The 13122-nt window shown below is 69.9% G+C and carries 18 protein-coding genes and 1 pseudogene; 13 read left to right on the plus strand and 6 right to left on the minus strand.

Annotated elements, in window-relative coordinates:
* Positions 1 to 11: 11 nt before the first annotated feature.
* Complete coding sequence (locus tag Q7X29_RS31095; protein ID WP_218719633.1) at positions 12 to 215, minus strand: hypothetical protein; 204 nt, start codon at positions 213 to 215, stop codon at positions 12 to 14.
* Between the two features lie 48 nt (positions 216 to 263).
* Here Q7X29_RS31095 and Q7X29_RS31100 point away from each other — a divergent pair, with 48 nt between their 5' ends.
* From Q7X29_RS31100 to Q7X29_RS31125, 6 genes and pseudogenes are all read left to right on the plus strand, one after another.
* Entirely contained in the window at positions 264 to 632 is a 369-nt protein-coding gene (locus tag Q7X29_RS31100; protein WP_218719632.1) for a VOC family protein, read from the plus strand.
* 89 nt (positions 633 to 721) lie between these two features.
* Complete coding sequence (locus Q7X29_RS31105; RefSeq protein WP_218719631.1) at positions 722 to 1186, plus strand: MerR family transcriptional regulator; 465 nt, start codon at positions 722 to 724, stop codon at positions 1184 to 1186.
* Positions 1183 to 2199 (plus strand): aldo/keto reductase, encoded by a 1017-nt coding sequence (locus Q7X29_RS31110; RefSeq protein WP_316576165.1) that lies wholly within the window; start codon positions 1183 to 1185, stop codon positions 2197 to 2199. The genes Q7X29_RS31105 and Q7X29_RS31110 overlap by 4 nt, the downstream gene beginning before the upstream one ends.
* Before the next feature lie 55 nt (positions 2200 to 2254).
* Positions 2255 to 2716, plus strand: a pseudogene (locus Q7X29_RS31115) (carboxymuconolactone decarboxylase family protein); the annotation flags it as partial.
* A 15-nt stretch (positions 2717 to 2731) separates the two neighbouring features.
* Complete coding sequence (locus tag Q7X29_RS31120; protein WP_255588125.1) at positions 2732 to 3070, plus strand: GNAT family N-acetyltransferase; 339 nt, start codon at positions 2732 to 2734, stop codon at positions 3068 to 3070.
* Entirely contained in the window at positions 3067 to 4056 is a 990-nt protein-coding gene (locus tag Q7X29_RS31125; protein WP_316576166.1) for a pirin family protein, read from the plus strand. The genes Q7X29_RS31120 and Q7X29_RS31125 overlap by 4 nt, the downstream gene beginning before the upstream one ends.
* 38 nt (positions 4057 to 4094) lie before the next feature.
* Here Q7X29_RS31125 and Q7X29_RS31130 read toward each other — a convergent pair whose 3' ends face one another.
* Complete coding sequence (locus Q7X29_RS31130; RefSeq protein WP_218719627.1) at positions 4095 to 4574, minus strand: SRPBCC family protein; 480 nt, start codon at positions 4572 to 4574, stop codon at positions 4095 to 4097.
* Positions 4571 to 4903, minus strand: a complete 333-nt coding sequence (locus Q7X29_RS31135) for an ArsR/SmtB family transcription factor (RefSeq protein WP_218719626.1) — start codon at positions 4901 to 4903, stop codon at positions 4571 to 4573. The genes Q7X29_RS31130 and Q7X29_RS31135 overlap by 4 nt, the downstream gene beginning before the upstream one ends.
* A gap of 124 nt (positions 4904 to 5027) precedes the next feature.
* Between Q7X29_RS31135 and Q7X29_RS31140 the strand changes: the two genes are divergently transcribed.
* Together Q7X29_RS31140 and Q7X29_RS31145 are read left to right on the plus strand one after the other, a co-directional pair.
* A complete protein-coding gene (locus Q7X29_RS31140) occupies positions 5028 to 6284 on the plus strand; it encodes an FAD-dependent oxidoreductase (RefSeq protein ID WP_316576167.1) in 1257 nt (418 codons plus the stop codon).
* Positions 6285 to 6380: 96 nt separating this feature from the next.
* On the plus strand, positions 6381 to 7013 hold the full coding sequence (locus Q7X29_RS31145; protein WP_218719624.1) for a hypothetical protein: 633 nt from the start codon (positions 6381 to 6383) through the stop codon (positions 7011 to 7013).
* Between the two features lie 3 nt (positions 7014 to 7016).
* Here the strand turns inward: Q7X29_RS31145 and Q7X29_RS31150 are convergent, their stop codons facing one another.
* A complete protein-coding gene (locus Q7X29_RS31150; RefSeq protein WP_316576168.1) occupies positions 7017 to 7859 on the minus strand; it encodes a helix-turn-helix transcriptional regulator in 843 nt (280 codons plus the stop codon).
* A gap of 100 nt (positions 7860 to 7959) precedes the next feature.
* On the opposite strand from Q7X29_RS31150, the gene Q7X29_RS31155 reads away from it, so the two are divergent.
* The gene (locus Q7X29_RS31155; protein ID WP_316576169.1) at positions 7960 to 8973 is read left to right on the plus strand and encodes an aldo/keto reductase; all 1014 of its coding nucleotides are present in this window, start codon (positions 7960 to 7962) and stop codon (positions 8971 to 8973) included.
* A 62-nt stretch (positions 8974 to 9035) separates the two neighbouring features.
* Positions 9036 to 9722: a hypothetical protein gene (locus Q7X29_RS31160; RefSeq protein ID WP_316576170.1), complete on the plus strand. Its 687-nt coding sequence runs from the start codon at positions 9036 to 9038 to the stop codon at positions 9720 to 9722.
* Here Q7X29_RS31160 and Q7X29_RS31165 read toward each other — a convergent pair.
* The gene (locus Q7X29_RS31165; protein ID WP_316576171.1) at positions 9719 to 10249 is read right to left on the minus strand and encodes a CGNR zinc finger domain-containing protein; all 531 of its coding nucleotides are present in this window, start codon (positions 10247 to 10249) and stop codon (positions 9719 to 9721) included. The two genes, Q7X29_RS31160 and Q7X29_RS31165, sit on opposite strands and share 4 nt — an antisense overlap.
* Positions 10250 to 10287: 38 nt before the next feature.
* On the opposite strand from Q7X29_RS31165, the gene Q7X29_RS31170 reads away from it, so the two are divergent.
* On the plus strand, positions 10288 to 11280 hold the full coding sequence (locus tag Q7X29_RS31170; protein WP_316576172.1) for a DMT family transporter: 993 nt from the start codon (positions 10288 to 10290) through the stop codon (positions 11278 to 11280).
* A gap of 176 nt (positions 11281 to 11456) precedes the next feature.
* Positions 11457 to 11654 (plus strand): hypothetical protein, encoded by a 198-nt coding sequence (locus Q7X29_RS31175; RefSeq protein ID WP_218719618.1) that lies wholly within the window; start codon positions 11457 to 11459, stop codon positions 11652 to 11654.
* Positions 11655 to 11675: 21 nt separating this feature from the next.
* Here the strand turns inward: Q7X29_RS31175 and cynS are convergent, their stop codons facing one another.
* Positions 11676 to 12125 (minus strand): cyanase, encoded by a 450-nt coding sequence (cynS, locus tag Q7X29_RS31180; RefSeq protein WP_218719617.1) that lies wholly within the window; start codon positions 12123 to 12125, stop codon positions 11676 to 11678.
* Positions 12126 to 12281: 156 nt separating this feature from the next.
* Between cynS and Q7X29_RS31185 the strand changes: the two genes are divergently transcribed.
* On the plus strand, positions 12282 to 13106 hold the full coding sequence (locus Q7X29_RS31185) for a formate/nitrite transporter family protein (RefSeq protein ID WP_316576173.1): 825 nt from the start codon (positions 12282 to 12284) through the stop codon (positions 13104 to 13106).
* Positions 13107 to 13122 lie beyond the last annotated feature (16 nt).

Here is a 13122-nt window from a genome sequence, read left to right on the forward strand (position 1 = left end):
GGCGGACGCGGCTACTTGAGCAGCTTGCCGCCGACGACGATGCCGACCCCCAGCAGGGCGAGCAGCACGAAGGCGACGAAACCGTTCGTCAGCCACCACACCACGCCGAGCACCAGCACCACCGGCGCCACCGCGATCGCGGTGATCACCGGGCTCTCCTTGACCGTCTCCCAGGCCGATCGGGCCCTGACGCGGTCGATGTCCTTACCTGCCATGTGATCCACACTACGTTTCTGTCGGCCTCTGGTGCCATGCTGAACGGCATGGATTGGAAAATCGAACTCGTTGCCATCCCGGTCACCGATGTCGATCGGGCCAAGGACTTCTACACCAGCATCGGTTTCAACGCCGATCACGACCACACCCCGAGCCCGGACATCCGCTTCGTCCAGCTCACCCCGCCCGGCTCCGGCTGCTCGATCTGCATCGGCCGCGGCCTGACCAGTGCGGCCCCCGGCAGCGTCGAGGGCATGCAGATGGTCGTCCCCAGCGCCCAGCAGGCCTACGAGCAGCTCGTGGCCGCGGGCGTGGAGGCCAGCCCGGTGCAGGACATGGGCTGGGGCCTGTTCACCTTCTTCGCCGACCCCGACGGCAACCGGTGGGCCGTGCAGGAACTGCCGAAGTACAACTGAATTCGCTCGTCCCGCGAGAATAAGTCTTGCTTGGAGCGCACTCCAGGTGGATAGCGTCGGTGGGGTTCCACGAGAAAGGGACGAGCACGATGGATCAGGACGCGGCCCTGCGCAGCACCGCCGGGGACGACGATCGCGAACGCCCGCGATACTCGATCGGCCAGGTCGCCGAGCGATCGGGCCTCAGTCGCGACACCCTGCGCTGGTACGAGCGGATCGGGCTGATGAGCTACGTCGGCCGCGACCACACCGGCAACCGGCGCTTCAGCGACCGCGACCTGGAATGGCTGACGCTGATCAAGCGGTTGCGGATGACCGGCATGCCGGTGGCCGACATGATCCGCTACGCCGAACTGGTCAAGGCGGGTGAGCAGACCTACCCGGAGCGGCTCGCGATGTTCCGCCAGACCAGGTCCGACGTGCTCGACAAGATCGCGGAACTCCAGCAGACCGTGGCCGTCCTCGACTACAAGATCGCCATCTACGAGGGCAGATCCGAGGCCGACCGGCCGGCCACGCGCACCGCGTCCACGAGCGAAGGAACCGATACATGAGCACCACCGCGATGCTGCCCACCACCACCCTCGGCACCGACGGCCCGCTGGTCGGCGTGCAGGGCCTGGGCTGCATGGGCATCAGCGAGTTCTACGGCGAGACCGATCCGGCCGAATCGCGCGCCACCCTCGAGCACGCGCTCGAACTCGGCGTCACCCTGTTCGACACCGCCGACATCTACGGCTCGGGCCACAACGAGGAGTTCCTGTCCGAGTTCGTCCGCGCCCATCGCGACGAGCTGGTGATCGCGACCAAGTTCGGCATCGTGCGCAAGGCCGACGATCCCGCCTACCGCGGCTTCGACAACTCCCCCGGCTACATCCGCGCCGCGGTCGACGCGAGCCTGCGCAGGCTCGGCATCGACACGATCGACCTGTACTACATGCACCGGCGCGATCCGCGGGTGCCGATCGAGGAGACCGTCGGCACGCTGGCCGAACTCGTCGCGGCGGGCAAGGTGCGCGCGCTGGGGCTCTCGGAGGTGACCGGCGACGAACTGCGCGCCGCGCACGCGGTGCACCCGATCGCGGCCGTGCAGTCGGAGTGGTCGCTGTTCTCCCGCGACGTCGAGCGCACCGCGGTGCCCGCCGCCGCCGAACTCGGCGTGGCGTTCGTGCCGTACTCGCCGCTGGGTCGTGGCTTCCTCACCGGCGCGTTCCGCACCGCGAAGGACCTCGGCGACAAGGACTTCCGCCGGTTCCAGCCCCGCTTCACCGGCGACAACGCCGAGCACAACGCCGAGCTGCTCGCCCCGCTGGCCGCGATCGCCGCGGCGCACGGGATCACCCAGGCCCAGGCGGCGCTGGCGTGGGTGCACGCGCGCGCCGAGGCGCACGGCCTGCCGGTGGTGCCGATCCCCGGCACCCGCAAGCGCGTCCGGCTGGCCGAGAACGTCGCGGCGGCCACGGTGCGGCTCACCGCCGAGGAGCTCGCCACGCTGGAGCCGATCGCCGGGCAAGTGGCGGGCAACCGCTACGCCGACATGTCCTTCACCTCCGCAGGTCGGGAATAGCCGTCGGCGCGCCGCGGTCCGACGGGCCGCGGCGCGCGGCGCTAGCATCGCGAGAGTGACCGAACGCCACGACCGCGTGTGGATCGACAAGCAGCACCCCGCGATCTTCAAAGCGCTCAGCGCGACCGCCGCCGAGATCCGCGCCGCCGCGGCGGCCGCGGGGATCGAGCGGCGGCTGATCGAGCTGATCAATCTGCGGGTCTCCCAGATCAACGGCTGCCCGTACTGCCTCGACGTGCACGAGCACGCGGGCCTCGGCGCCGGCTTGTCGGCACAGGAGATCGCGGTGCTGCCCGCGTGGCGGCGCGGCGGCACGTACTCGGCCGCCGACCGGGCCGCGCTGGGGCTGGCCGAGGCCGTCACCACCCTGCCCGACGAGGAGCGCACCGATCGGGAATACGAGATCGCACGCGAGCATTGGTCCGAGGAACAGATCTCGGTGATCATCTGGATCGCCGTCGCGATCGGCGCGTTCAACCGCGTGTCGATCCTGAGCGCGCACCCTGTTCCGGTGCGGAAGGAGCGCAAGAAGATGTCCGAGACCACCCCCGCCGCGCAGCCCGCGTCGACCGAGCCCGAGCGCCGGGTCGTGCGCAACCCGGAGAAGAACCGCTACGACGTGTTCTACGACGGCGCACTGGCCGGCTTCGCCGAGTACATCGAGCGCGACAACGACACCGATTTCATCCACACCGAGATCGACGGCGCCTTCGCGGGCAAGGGCCTGGGCAGCGTGCTCGCCCGCCAGGCCGTCGAGGACGTGATCGCGCGCGGGCGCACCATCACCGCGCACTGCCCGTTCATCCGCGGCTGGCTCGACAAGCACCCCGAGTACGACGCGCACGTCGTCGGCAAGGGCATCGCCAAGTGAGCGATCTGGAGCTCGATCCCACGGAGGCGGTGTGCGAGCCGTCGCCGAGTCCGGGACCGATCACCGAGCTGTACCCCGCCAGGGAGGTACCCCTCGGTGGCGTGCGCGGTGTGTACGTCGAACGCACCCTGCCGCAACGGGATCTGCCGACCGTCGGCGCGTGGTGTTTCCTGGACCGGTTCGGTTCGCCGACCGTCACCCGGACCGGCGCGTCGCCCGATATCCTGCCGCACCCGCACATCGGCCTGCAGACGGTGACGTGGCCGTTCGACGGCCGGATCCGGCACCGGGATTCGGTGGGCTCCGACGTCGAGATCGAGCCGGGCCAGCTGAACCTGATGACCTCGGGCCGCGGTATCGCCCATTCGGAGTTCGGCGTCCCCGGCGCCCACGCGGGCAACGGGCTGCAGCTGTGGATCGCGCTGCCCGGCACCGCGACCGGGATCGAACCGCATTTCGAGCAGCATCGCGAGCTGCCCGTGTACGAGGAACCGGGGCTGCGGGCCACCGTGCTGATCGGCACGCTGGGCGGCGTCACCTCACCGGCACGGGCCTACACACCGATCGTCGGGGCGGATATCGTGCTCGACTCCGGCGCCGAGGTGCGGCTGCCGCTGGAACGCGCCTTCGAGCACGCGGTGCTGGTCGTCGAGGGCACCGTGGTGGTGGACGGGACCGAACTCTCGCCCGGCCCCCTGCTGTATCTGGGCACCGATCGGGCCGAGGTGCGCCTGACCAGCACCGAGGGCGCGCACTTCGCGCTGATCGGCGGTGAACCATTCGCCGAGGAACTGGTGATGTGGTGGAACTTCGTCGGCCGCAGTCACGACGAGATCGTCGCGGCCCGCAATGCCTGGGAAGCCCACGACACCAGCCGTTTCGCCGAGGTGGTCGGCCACGCGCCGGACGAGCGGATTCCCGCCCCGCCGCTGCCGCCGCTGCGTTTGAAGCCACGCAAGCGGGCGACCGGCTGCGCCCACCGCTGATCCGGCGCCGCCTCCCGCGGCGCCGGATCCGACGGCCGCTAGCGGCCGTCGGCCAGCAGGGCGTCGAGGGCGCGGTAGCTGTCGTTGAGGCCGCCTTCCATACCCGAGGCGAGCATGCCCGCGCATTCCTCGGCGGTGTGGAAGATGCTGTCGGTGACGACCCTGGTGCGGCCGTTGCCGAGGTCGACGAAGGTGGTCGAGTCGATCGAGATGTGGGCGGGCATGCCGTCCCACTCGAAGGACTGCACGATGCGCTCCTTCGGGGTGATCTCGCGGAAGCGGCCCTCGAAGCCGTAGGACTCGTCGCCGTCGTGTTCGACGAAGCGCCAGTGGCCGCCCTTGCGGAACTCCCAGCGCTCGACGTCGACGACATGGCCGCGGCCCCACCACCGCGAGAGCTGTTCGATCCGGCTGTAGGCGTTCCACACCCGGTCCAGCGGTGCGTCGAAATCGCGTTCGATGTGGACTTCGCGGTCCGAAGTCGAGGTGATGACCGCGTCGTTGGTCGTTGTGCTCATTGCTCTGGCTCCGTTCGTTCGAGGAATTCACCGAGACGGTCCATCCGGGCTTCGAGCATCTGCCGATAACCCTGCATCCAGGCCACCTCTCGATCGAAGACGTGCTCGCCGATCCGGCAGTACCGGACCCGGCCACGCTTCTCGGTGACCACCATGCCCGCGTTCTCGAGCAGGCCGATGTGCTTCTTGATGCCGGTCAGGGTCATCTCGAACCGCTCGGCCAACTCGCTGATGCTGGCGGGCCCACGCCCGAGTTGCTCGAGGATGCCCCGCCGGGTGGGGTCCGCGAGCGCCCCGAACGAGGCATCCAGGAAGTCATACTGAACCATCTAGTTCAGTATTGCGCGGCCATGCCTCCTCGTCAAGGGCGGTCGAAGATTTCCGAAAACCCTGGACCTGCCCCCGGATTGACTACTACGCTCCGTCGTAGACATCGGTGTTCGAGGGGGAGACATGGACAAGACGACATGCTGCATCGTCGGCGGCGGACCGGCGGGCACGATGGCGGGCCTGCTGCTGGCCAGGGCGGGCGTCGAGGTGACGGTGCTGGAGAAGCACCCCGACTTCCTGCGCGATTTCCGCGGCGACACCGTGCACCCGTCGACCGTGCGACTGCTCGACGAACTCGGCCTCGGCGTGGACTTCGCCCGGCTCCCGCAGTCCACGCTGACCAGGATGTGCATGTACGCCGGCGATCGGATGGTCGTCGCCGCCGACCTCAGCCGGATTCCCGGCCGGTACCGCCACATCGCGATGGTCCCGCAGTGGGACTTCCTCGACCTGCTGGTCCGCGCCGCCGCCACCGAGCCGACCTTCACGCTCCGCATGCGCTCGACCGTCACCGGGCTCATCCACCAGGCCGATACCGTCACCGGGGTGCGATACCGCGACGCCCACGGCACCGAGCACACCCTGCGCGCCGACCTCGTGATCGCCTGCGACGGACGCGATTCCGTAGCGCGCGAGGCCGCCGGACTCCGCCAGCGCAGCGAGGACGTGCCGATGGACATGTGGTTCTTCCGCGTCCCGAAGGGCGCCGACGACACCGATGGTGGCGCGGTGCAAGCCCGCTTCACCAGCGGGAACTCGGCGGTGGCGATCGACCGCGGCGACTACTACCAGACCGGTTACATCATCGAGAAGGGTCGCGACGCGGCCCTGCGGGCCGCCCACGACGTGGCATGGCTCCGCGAACGCGTCACCGAGCTGTTCGGCTGGCCCACCGAGGCGACCGCGGCGATCGGGTCCTGGGACGACGTGAAACTGCTCGAGGTGACCGTCGGGATGCTGGATCGCTGGTACGTGCCCGGCCTGCTGTGCATCGGCGACGCCGCGCACACGATGTCGCCGGTCGGCGGTGTCGGCGTGAACCTGGCTGTCCAGGACGCCGTCGCGGCCGCGCGCCTGCTCGCGCGGCCGTTGCTGGACGGGACGGTGCGCACCGCCGACCTGGAGAAGGTGCAGCGCAGGCGGATGCTGCCCGCGAGCTTCACCCAGCGCTCCCAGCGCGGCGAGCACGACCTGCTGATCGCGCCCGCCCTGCGCGGTGAGCTGACCACTGCCCCACTGCCGCTGCGGGTCGTCGACGCCGTGCCGATGCTGGCCGGGCTCGCCGCGTACCTCGGCGGTATCGGCCTCCGCCCCGAGCACGCGCCGGACTTCGCGCGCAGGCCGAATGCCGATGCGGGACGGTCGGCCGCGTCGCGCTGACCGCCCGACAACTTTCCGAAAAGCCGCTCAGCGGTTAGGTTTGCCGCGACGAACGGGACGATTCGGTCCCGGTGGATCAGCGGGAGGCTTGGCGGGATGAGGATCGGCACTGTGATCGGCGCGGCGCTGCTGGCGGTGGGGGTCACCCTGGCGGGCACGGGAGTCGGGACCGCCGAGCCCGAACCGGCCGGCACCGAGCCCGGCGTCCAGCTGCGCGGCGTCGACAAGGACGTGAACTACCAGGTCGGCGTGTCCGAGGATCGGCGTGCCGTGGTGACCACGCTCGACGCGGGCCGGTTCCAGCTGGTGCACGACGCGAAGGTCGTCACCGTGACCGATGCCGCGGGCACGGTGATCGCCGCGCTGCCGATGGTCGTCCGCCTCGGCGAGCGCGAGGTGCCGCTGACGCCGGCCATCGACGCGGCGGGCACCAGCCTCACCCTCACTCCGGTCGGCGAGTCCGATACCCCGGTGCGCGATATCAGCGCGCAGGAACGCTTCTTCGCCGAGACCCAGCGACTGCAGCCGCAGATCATCCAGGGCGCCGTGATCGGGGCGGCGATCGGCTTCGTCCTCGGGTTCCCGCTCGGGCTGTTCGTCCTGGACTTCATCACCGTGCCGGTGGCGACGGTGGCAGGCGCGGCGATCGGCGCGCTGGCCGGGTACGCGCTGGCCGGCGGGCAACCGGCCGTCGACACCGCGCTCGCCTACGTCACCGGGGCGCCCTGACGGTCACGCCGGACTCAGGCGCTGGGTACCGATCACGCGCAGCAACGCCATCTTCTCGGCGGCGTCGGTCCCGGGCCTGGGCAGGTAGACGAGCAACCGCTGCGCCGCGTTCCTGGTGACCAGGACCTCGCAGATCGTGTCGATCAGCCCGACCTCGGGATGCGCGAACCGCTTGCTGTCGGTGACCCGCACGGCCACCTCGTGTTCGTTCCACAGCGCCTCGAATTCGGGACTGGTGCTGCGTAATTCGGCGATGTAGTGGGCGACTTCGGCGTCGCCTGCCCGGCGTGCCGCGGTGGCGCGCAGGTCGGCGACATGGCTGCGGCTGAGCCGATCCCAATCCGCTTCCGGGAACACCGCCCTGGCGGCGGGATCGGTGAACCACCGCCAGGCGTAGTAGCGGTCGAGACCGTTGCGCTCGCCGTGATCGCCCGCCAGCAGGGTGTGCATGCGGTTCTGGACGAGCACTTCGCCGAGCTCGGTGATCACGGCGGCCGGGGTGTCGTCGAGTTTGGACAGCATGTGCAGCAGACCCGGCCCGACGTGCTTGTCCCGCAGCTCCCGATCCGGGGACTGGTGACCGCACAGATGGAACAGGTGGTCGCGTTCGTCGGCGCTCAGCCGCAGCGCCCGGGCCAGCGCGGCCAGCACCTGGGTCGACGGGCGCGGTCCGCGCGCCTGCTCCAGCCGGGTGTAGTAGTCGGTCGACATGCCGGTGAGCAGGGCGACCTCGTCGCGGCGCAGCCCGGGAGTTCGCCGGCGCACCCCGGGCGGCAGGCCGACGTCGGCGGGCGTCAGCTGTTCGCGGTGCCTGCGCAGGAAGTCGGCGAGCTCGGAGCGGTCCATCCCTCCATGGTGCGCGACCGCGCGCGGCCCAGCCAGGGACCGGCGATCCCCCGATGAACGCTCTCTGCCGCGTCCGGCACACCCCACGCAGGCTGAGGTCATGACGAATTTCCGACACTCCCCCTCGACCTCCCTCGGCGACACCGGTCCCCGGGTCAGCCGCATCGGCCTCGGCGCGATGGGCATGTCCGGTATGTACGGCGCCGCCGACGACCGCGAATCCACCGCCACCCTGCACGCCGCGATCGACGCTGGTATCAACCTCGTCGACACCGGCGACTTCTACGGCGCCGGCCACAACGAACTGCTGATCGGCAATGCCATCGCCGAACGGGCCCGCGAGGACGTGGTGCTGAGCGTGAAGTTCGGCGCGCTGCGTGGCCCGGACGGCTCCTTCGCCGGCTTCGACGGCAGGCCCGCCGCCGTCCGCAATTCGCTCACCTACAGCCTCACCCGGCTCGGTGTCGACCACATCGACATCTACCGCCCGGCCCGACTCGATCCCGAGGTGCCGATCGAGGACACCGTCGGCGCCATCGCCGACCTGGTCGAAGCCGGCTATGTCCGCCACATCGGCCTGTCCGAAGTCGGTGCCGACACGCTGCGCCGGGCCGCCGCTGTGCACCCGATCGTCGATCTGCAGATCGAGTACTCGCTGCTCTCGCGCGGCATCGAGGACGAGATCCTGCCGGCGGCAAGGGAACTCGGTGTCGGGATCACCGCCTACGGCGTGCTCTCGCGCGGCCTGCTCAGCGACACCTTCCGCGCGGGCGCGCCCACCGACGCCACCGACTTCCGCACCCACAGCCCGCGCTTCCAGGGCGAGAACCTCACCCGCAATCTGCGCCTGGTCGAGGCGCTCGCGGAAATCGCTGCTGCCAAGGGCGTTTCGGTCGCCCAGCTCGCGATCGCGTGGGCCCTGCATCGTGGCGAGGACATCGTCCCGGTGATCGGCGCGCGCAGCCGCACCCGCCTGACCGAGACCCTGGACGCACTGCGGATAGCGCTGACCGAGCGGGAACTGACCGCGATCGAGGCCGCCACCCCGGCCACGGCGGTGGCGGGCGAGCGGTACGCGCCCGCGCAGATGGCAGCCCTCGACAGCGAGCGCTGAGGGGCCGTGTGGACTCTCCGCTACCGTTGACGGAAGGAGAGTTCGCACGTTGTGAGTGGGTGGTGAGAGACGTGTTCGACCCGCTGGCCGACATCGATCGGGCCCTGGCCGAGCAGGCGGGCTGGACCTGGTTCGACGACTACCTGCTGTACACGTGCGGCGTGGCCGAACTGCTCGCTTCGGGCCGGGGCGAGCGGATACCGTCCACCGCGACCAGGGTTCGGCTCGACCCCGGCGAGACCTGCTTCGCCGACGGCGGCGTCCAGTGGTTCACCTGGCGCGGACCGGGGAACGGCAAGTGGGTGCGCGGCCAGGTGCGCGCCGACGGGCGGACGCCCCTCGGCGCCGTCGCCCACCTGGGCAACGCGGTGCGCAACGAGTCGCGGCGGCTGCGGGCCGAGGCCGCGACGCAACCGCGCTGGGTGGCCGAACGTCCGGGATCGGCGATGATCTCCCAGCACCGGATTCACCTGGCCAACCCGGAGCGATCGTTCTCGCTGTACTGGTCGGCATTGGAGAGCGTCGACCTGACCGCGCCCGACCTGGTCGGCTGCCGGTTCCCCGACCGCGCCGGGACCCTCCAGCAACTGCAGATCCGCAGCGCCTGGGCGCCCCTGATCTTCGTCACCGCGGCCCTGCGACATTTCCCGCACCATCCGCTGCTGCGCAACGGGACGTGGCTGCCCGCCGGGTTCGAGGACAAGTGTCACCTGGCGGGCAAGAAATGCCCGAAGGTGCGCTCGCTCTAGCGCTGCCTGGCCCGGTAGGCCGCGACGGCGTTGCGATTGCCGCAGGCAGTGCTGCAGTAGCGGCGGGAACGGTTGCGGGACAGGTCAAGTACCAGGCCGTCGCAGGTGTCGTCGGCGCAGATCGACAGGCGGCTCAGGTCGTCGGCACGGATCAGATCGATCATGGCCATCGCGGTCTCGACGGCGATGCGGACCGGCAGCGGGGCCTCGGCCGGGACGGCGTGTACGTGATAGTCGACCTCACCGTGCCGGACCAGCTGCGGCACCGCGCGATGCTCGGCCAGGGTCTCGTTCACCAGGACCACCGCGCGGTCCCGGTCGCTGGTGAGCATCCGGCGCAGCGGCGCGCGCAGGGCCCGCACCGCGGCCAGTTCCGCGGCGTCGCCGGTGTGCACACCCGTGTAGACGTGCCGCACGAAGAACTCGTCGAGCTGGTCGGTGCAGGTGAGGGTGTCGGGGTCCTCCGCGGAATTGACCAGCTCGACCGCCGCCAGCAGCGCCGCCTCGGTGTCATGAGCGAAAACCACGTTGACATATTACCGCAGCCTGCTTACCGTCATTAGTCATGGCGACTTTGACTCATGACGGACTGGCGAGCAGCCGGATCCGCACCGGCCTGCTCTTCGCGCTGGCCTCCGCCACCGCGTTCGGCCTGTCCGGCCCACTCGCGCGCGGGCTGATGAACGCGGGCTGGAGCGCGGCCGCCGTCGTCGCCGCGCGCGTACTGCTCGCCGGGGTCGTCCTCTTGCCCGTCGCCCTCCCCCAGCTCCGGGGGAACTGGAACCTGTTGCGCGCCAACGCGACCCTGATCGTGCTGTACGGGCTACTCGCCGTAGCCGGCACCCAGCTGGCCTACTTCAACGCGGTCGCCCACATGGAAGTCGGCGCGGCGTTGCTGATCGAATACACCGCGCCGATCGCCGTCGTCGGCTGGATGTGGGCACGGCACCGCCAGCGCCCCGGCGCGGCCACCCTGGCCGGTGCCGCGCTCGGCATCACCGGACTGCTGCTGGTGCTCGACATCCTCGCCGGGGTGTCGACCGATCCGATCGGCATCACCTGGGCACTGGCCGCGATGATCGGCGCCGCCGCGTATTTCGTGCTCTCCGCCCAGGGCGGCGAGCTGCCCGGCACGGTCCTGGCCGCGGGCGGCCTGCTGGTCGGCGGGGTCACGCTGGTGCTGGCCGGCCTGGTCGGCATCGTGCCGCTGCACGCCACCACCGCGACAGTCGTGTTCGACGATTTCAGCACGCCGTGGTGGGTCCCGATCCTGCTGATCGGCATCGTCACCGCCGCGATCGCCTACGTCACCGGCATCGCCGCCACCCGCCGCCTGGGTTCCCGGCTGGCCTCGTTCGTCGCCCTCACCGAGGTGCTGGCCGCCCTGCTGTTCGCCTGGGCCCTGCTCGGCGAGGCCCCCCGTCCGATCCAATTACTCGGCGGCGCGCTGATTCTCCTCGGCGTGATCATCGTCCGTCTCGGCGAACCCGAACCCCTGCCGGTCGGCGATCCTGAGGCGCGGGCGGTCGCCGCGGCCCCGACACGCCCGGAGGCCTGACCTACCAGCGATGGTCGAGGGCCGCGCCGGCGATGACGACGCGGTCACCGCGCGACTCGGCGAACCCCGCGTCCGACTACCTCGATTCGGCTCTCCGGTGACCATCGATCCGGCAAGCTCTACCGGTGCCCAACACACAGGAAAACGCACCGCGCTGCCCGGAATGCGATGGCCCGATGCTCCGGATCCTCTACGGCTACCCCACCTTCGAGTCGTTCCAGGCCGCCGAGCGGGGCGAGTACATCCTGGGCGGATGCTGCGTCACCAACGTCTCGCCGCAGTGGGGTTGCCGACCGTGTCAGGACCGGCAGGCCGAGGAAGATCAGCGCGCGGTCTTCGACCGGATCAGGAACCGCGACCGAGATCGCGGGTGACGGGATGCGCGCGGACCGCGATCACCAACGGTAGTCGAGGAACTTGCCGTCGAGGGTGATGACCACGCGGTCGCCGTCGGGGTGGGGGCGGCGGGCGATGTCGATGTTGAAGTTGATGGCGCTCATGATGCCGTCGCCGAATTCCTCGTGGATGAGAGCCTTGAGCGCCGGGCCGTAGACCGAGACCGCCTCGACCAGGCGATAGATGGTGGGATCGGCCAGTTGCGCCGGGTCGGCGCCGCGCGAGGGCTGCAGACGCAGGCTCTCGGCGACGGTCTCGTCCAGGTCGAGGAGCGCGCAGGCCGCGGCCGCCTGCTCCTCGGTCATCGGGTGCTGACCGAGCAGGGCCGCTGTCGTCCAGACCAGCGGCGCGCCCAGCGATTCCGCGATGGCAGCCCAGGTCAGGCCTTTGCGGATGCGGGCGGCGACGACGAGATCGGCGGCGGCGGACTTGCTCATGATCGGTTGCATACGGGCTCCTCGGTCGGGGACTTCGTCAGCCTGCCATCCGCCCGCACCCGCCCGCCATAGTGGAATACCACTATTTACCGAGTGGCAACTTCCGGTGATCGCGAGGCAACCTCGGCGGCGAAAACTACTGTGCTGGAAGCACTACGAAGGGGTCACATGTCGTATCTCAAACCAGCGGACTTCGTCGAGAAGATGATCGACGCGGGCGAAGCCAAGGCATTCATGTCCACCAGGGACACCGTGATCCGCGCCTACATGGCGGGCGCGATCCTCGCCCTCGCCGCGGCGTTCGCGGTCACCATCACCGTCAACACCGGCCAGCCGCTGCTGGGCGCCGTCCTCTTCCCGGTCGGCTTCTGCATGCTGTACCTGCTCGGATTCGACCTGCTCACCGGCGTTTTCACGCTGGTCCCGCTGGCCCTGCTCGACAAGCGCCGCGGCGTCACCGTGCGCTCGATGCTGCGCAACTGGGGCCTGGTCTTCGTCGGCAACTTCGCCGGCGCGTTCACCGTCGCCGTCATGATGGCGATCATCCTGACCATGGGCTTCTCCGTCGACCCCAGCGCCGTCGGCCAGAAACTCGGCGAGATCGGCGAGGCCCGCACCCTCGGCTACGCCGAATACGGCGCCGCGGGCATGCTCACCCTCTTCATCCGCGCCGTCCTGTGCAACTGGATGGTCTCCACCGGCGTGGTCGCCGCCATGATGTCCACCTCGGTCTCCGGCAAGGTGATCGCCATGTGGATGCCCATCATGCTCTTCTTCTACATGGGCTTCGAACACTCCATCGTCAACATGTTCCTGTTCCCGTCCGGCCTCCTCCTCGGCGGCGACTTCTCCCTCGGCGACTACCTCATCTGGAACGAAATCCCCACAGTCATAGGCAACCTCGTAGGCGGCCTCACCTTCGTCGGCCTCACCCTCTACGCCACCCACGCCCGCACCGCCCCCTCCCGCCGCCCCGAATCCTCCGAAGCGTGACCATCCCCGCCAGGTG

This window comes from Nocardia canadensis, assembly GCF_032656385.1.
Taxonomy (GTDB): Bacteria; Actinomycetota; Actinomycetes; order Mycobacteriales; family Mycobacteriaceae; genus Nocardia; species Nocardia canadensis.

Coding starts and splice junctions, on each gene's coding strand:
- Q7X29_RS31095 (WP_218719633.1), bottom strand. CDS start 215: ATGGCAGGTAAGGACATCGACCGCGTCAGGGCCCGATCGGCCTGGGAG.
- Q7X29_RS31100 (WP_218719632.1), top strand. CDS start 264: ATGGATTGGAAAATCGAACTCGTTGCCATCCCGGTCACCGATGTCGAT.
- Q7X29_RS31105 (WP_218719631.1), top strand. CDS start 722: ATGGATCAGGACGCGGCCCTGCGCAGCACCGCCGGGGACGACGATCGC.
- Q7X29_RS31110 (WP_316576165.1), top strand. CDS start 1,183: ATGAGCACCACCGCGATGCTGCCCACCACCACCCTCGGCACCGACGGC.
- Q7X29_RS31120 (WP_255588125.1), top strand. CDS start 2,732: ATGTCCGAGACCACCCCCGCCGCGCAGCCCGCGTCGACCGAGCCCGAG.
- Q7X29_RS31130 (WP_218719627.1), bottom strand. CDS start 4,574: ATGAGCACAACGACCAACGACGCGGTCATCACCTCGACTTCGGACCGC.
- Q7X29_RS31135 (WP_218719626.1), bottom strand. CDS start 4,903: ATGGTTCAGTATGACTTCCTGGATGCCTCGTTCGGGGCGCTCGCGGAC.
- Q7X29_RS31140 (WP_316576167.1), top strand. CDS start 5,028: ATGGACAAGACGACATGCTGCATCGTCGGCGGCGGACCGGCGGGCACG.
- Q7X29_RS31145 (WP_218719624.1), top strand. CDS start 6,381: ATGAGGATCGGCACTGTGATCGGCGCGGCGCTGCTGGCGGTGGGGGTC.
- Q7X29_RS31150 (WP_316576168.1), bottom strand. CDS start 7,859: ATGGACCGCTCCGAGCTCGCCGACTTCCTGCGCAGGCACCGCGAACAG.
- Q7X29_RS31155 (WP_316576169.1), top strand. CDS start 7,960: ATGACGAATTTCCGACACTCCCCCTCGACCTCCCTCGGCGACACCGGT.
- Q7X29_RS31170 (WP_316576172.1), top strand. CDS start 10,288: ATGGCGACTTTGACTCATGACGGACTGGCGAGCAGCCGGATCCGCACC.
- Q7X29_RS31175 (WP_218719618.1), top strand. CDS start 11,457: ATGCTCCGGATCCTCTACGGCTACCCCACCTTCGAGTCGTTCCAGGCC.
- cynS (WP_218719617.1), bottom strand. CDS start 12,125: ATGCAACCGATCATGAGCAAGTCCGCCGCCGCCGATCTCGTCGTCGCC.
- Q7X29_RS31185 (WP_316576173.1), top strand. CDS start 12,282: ATGTCGTATCTCAAACCAGCGGACTTCGTCGAGAAGATGATCGACGCG.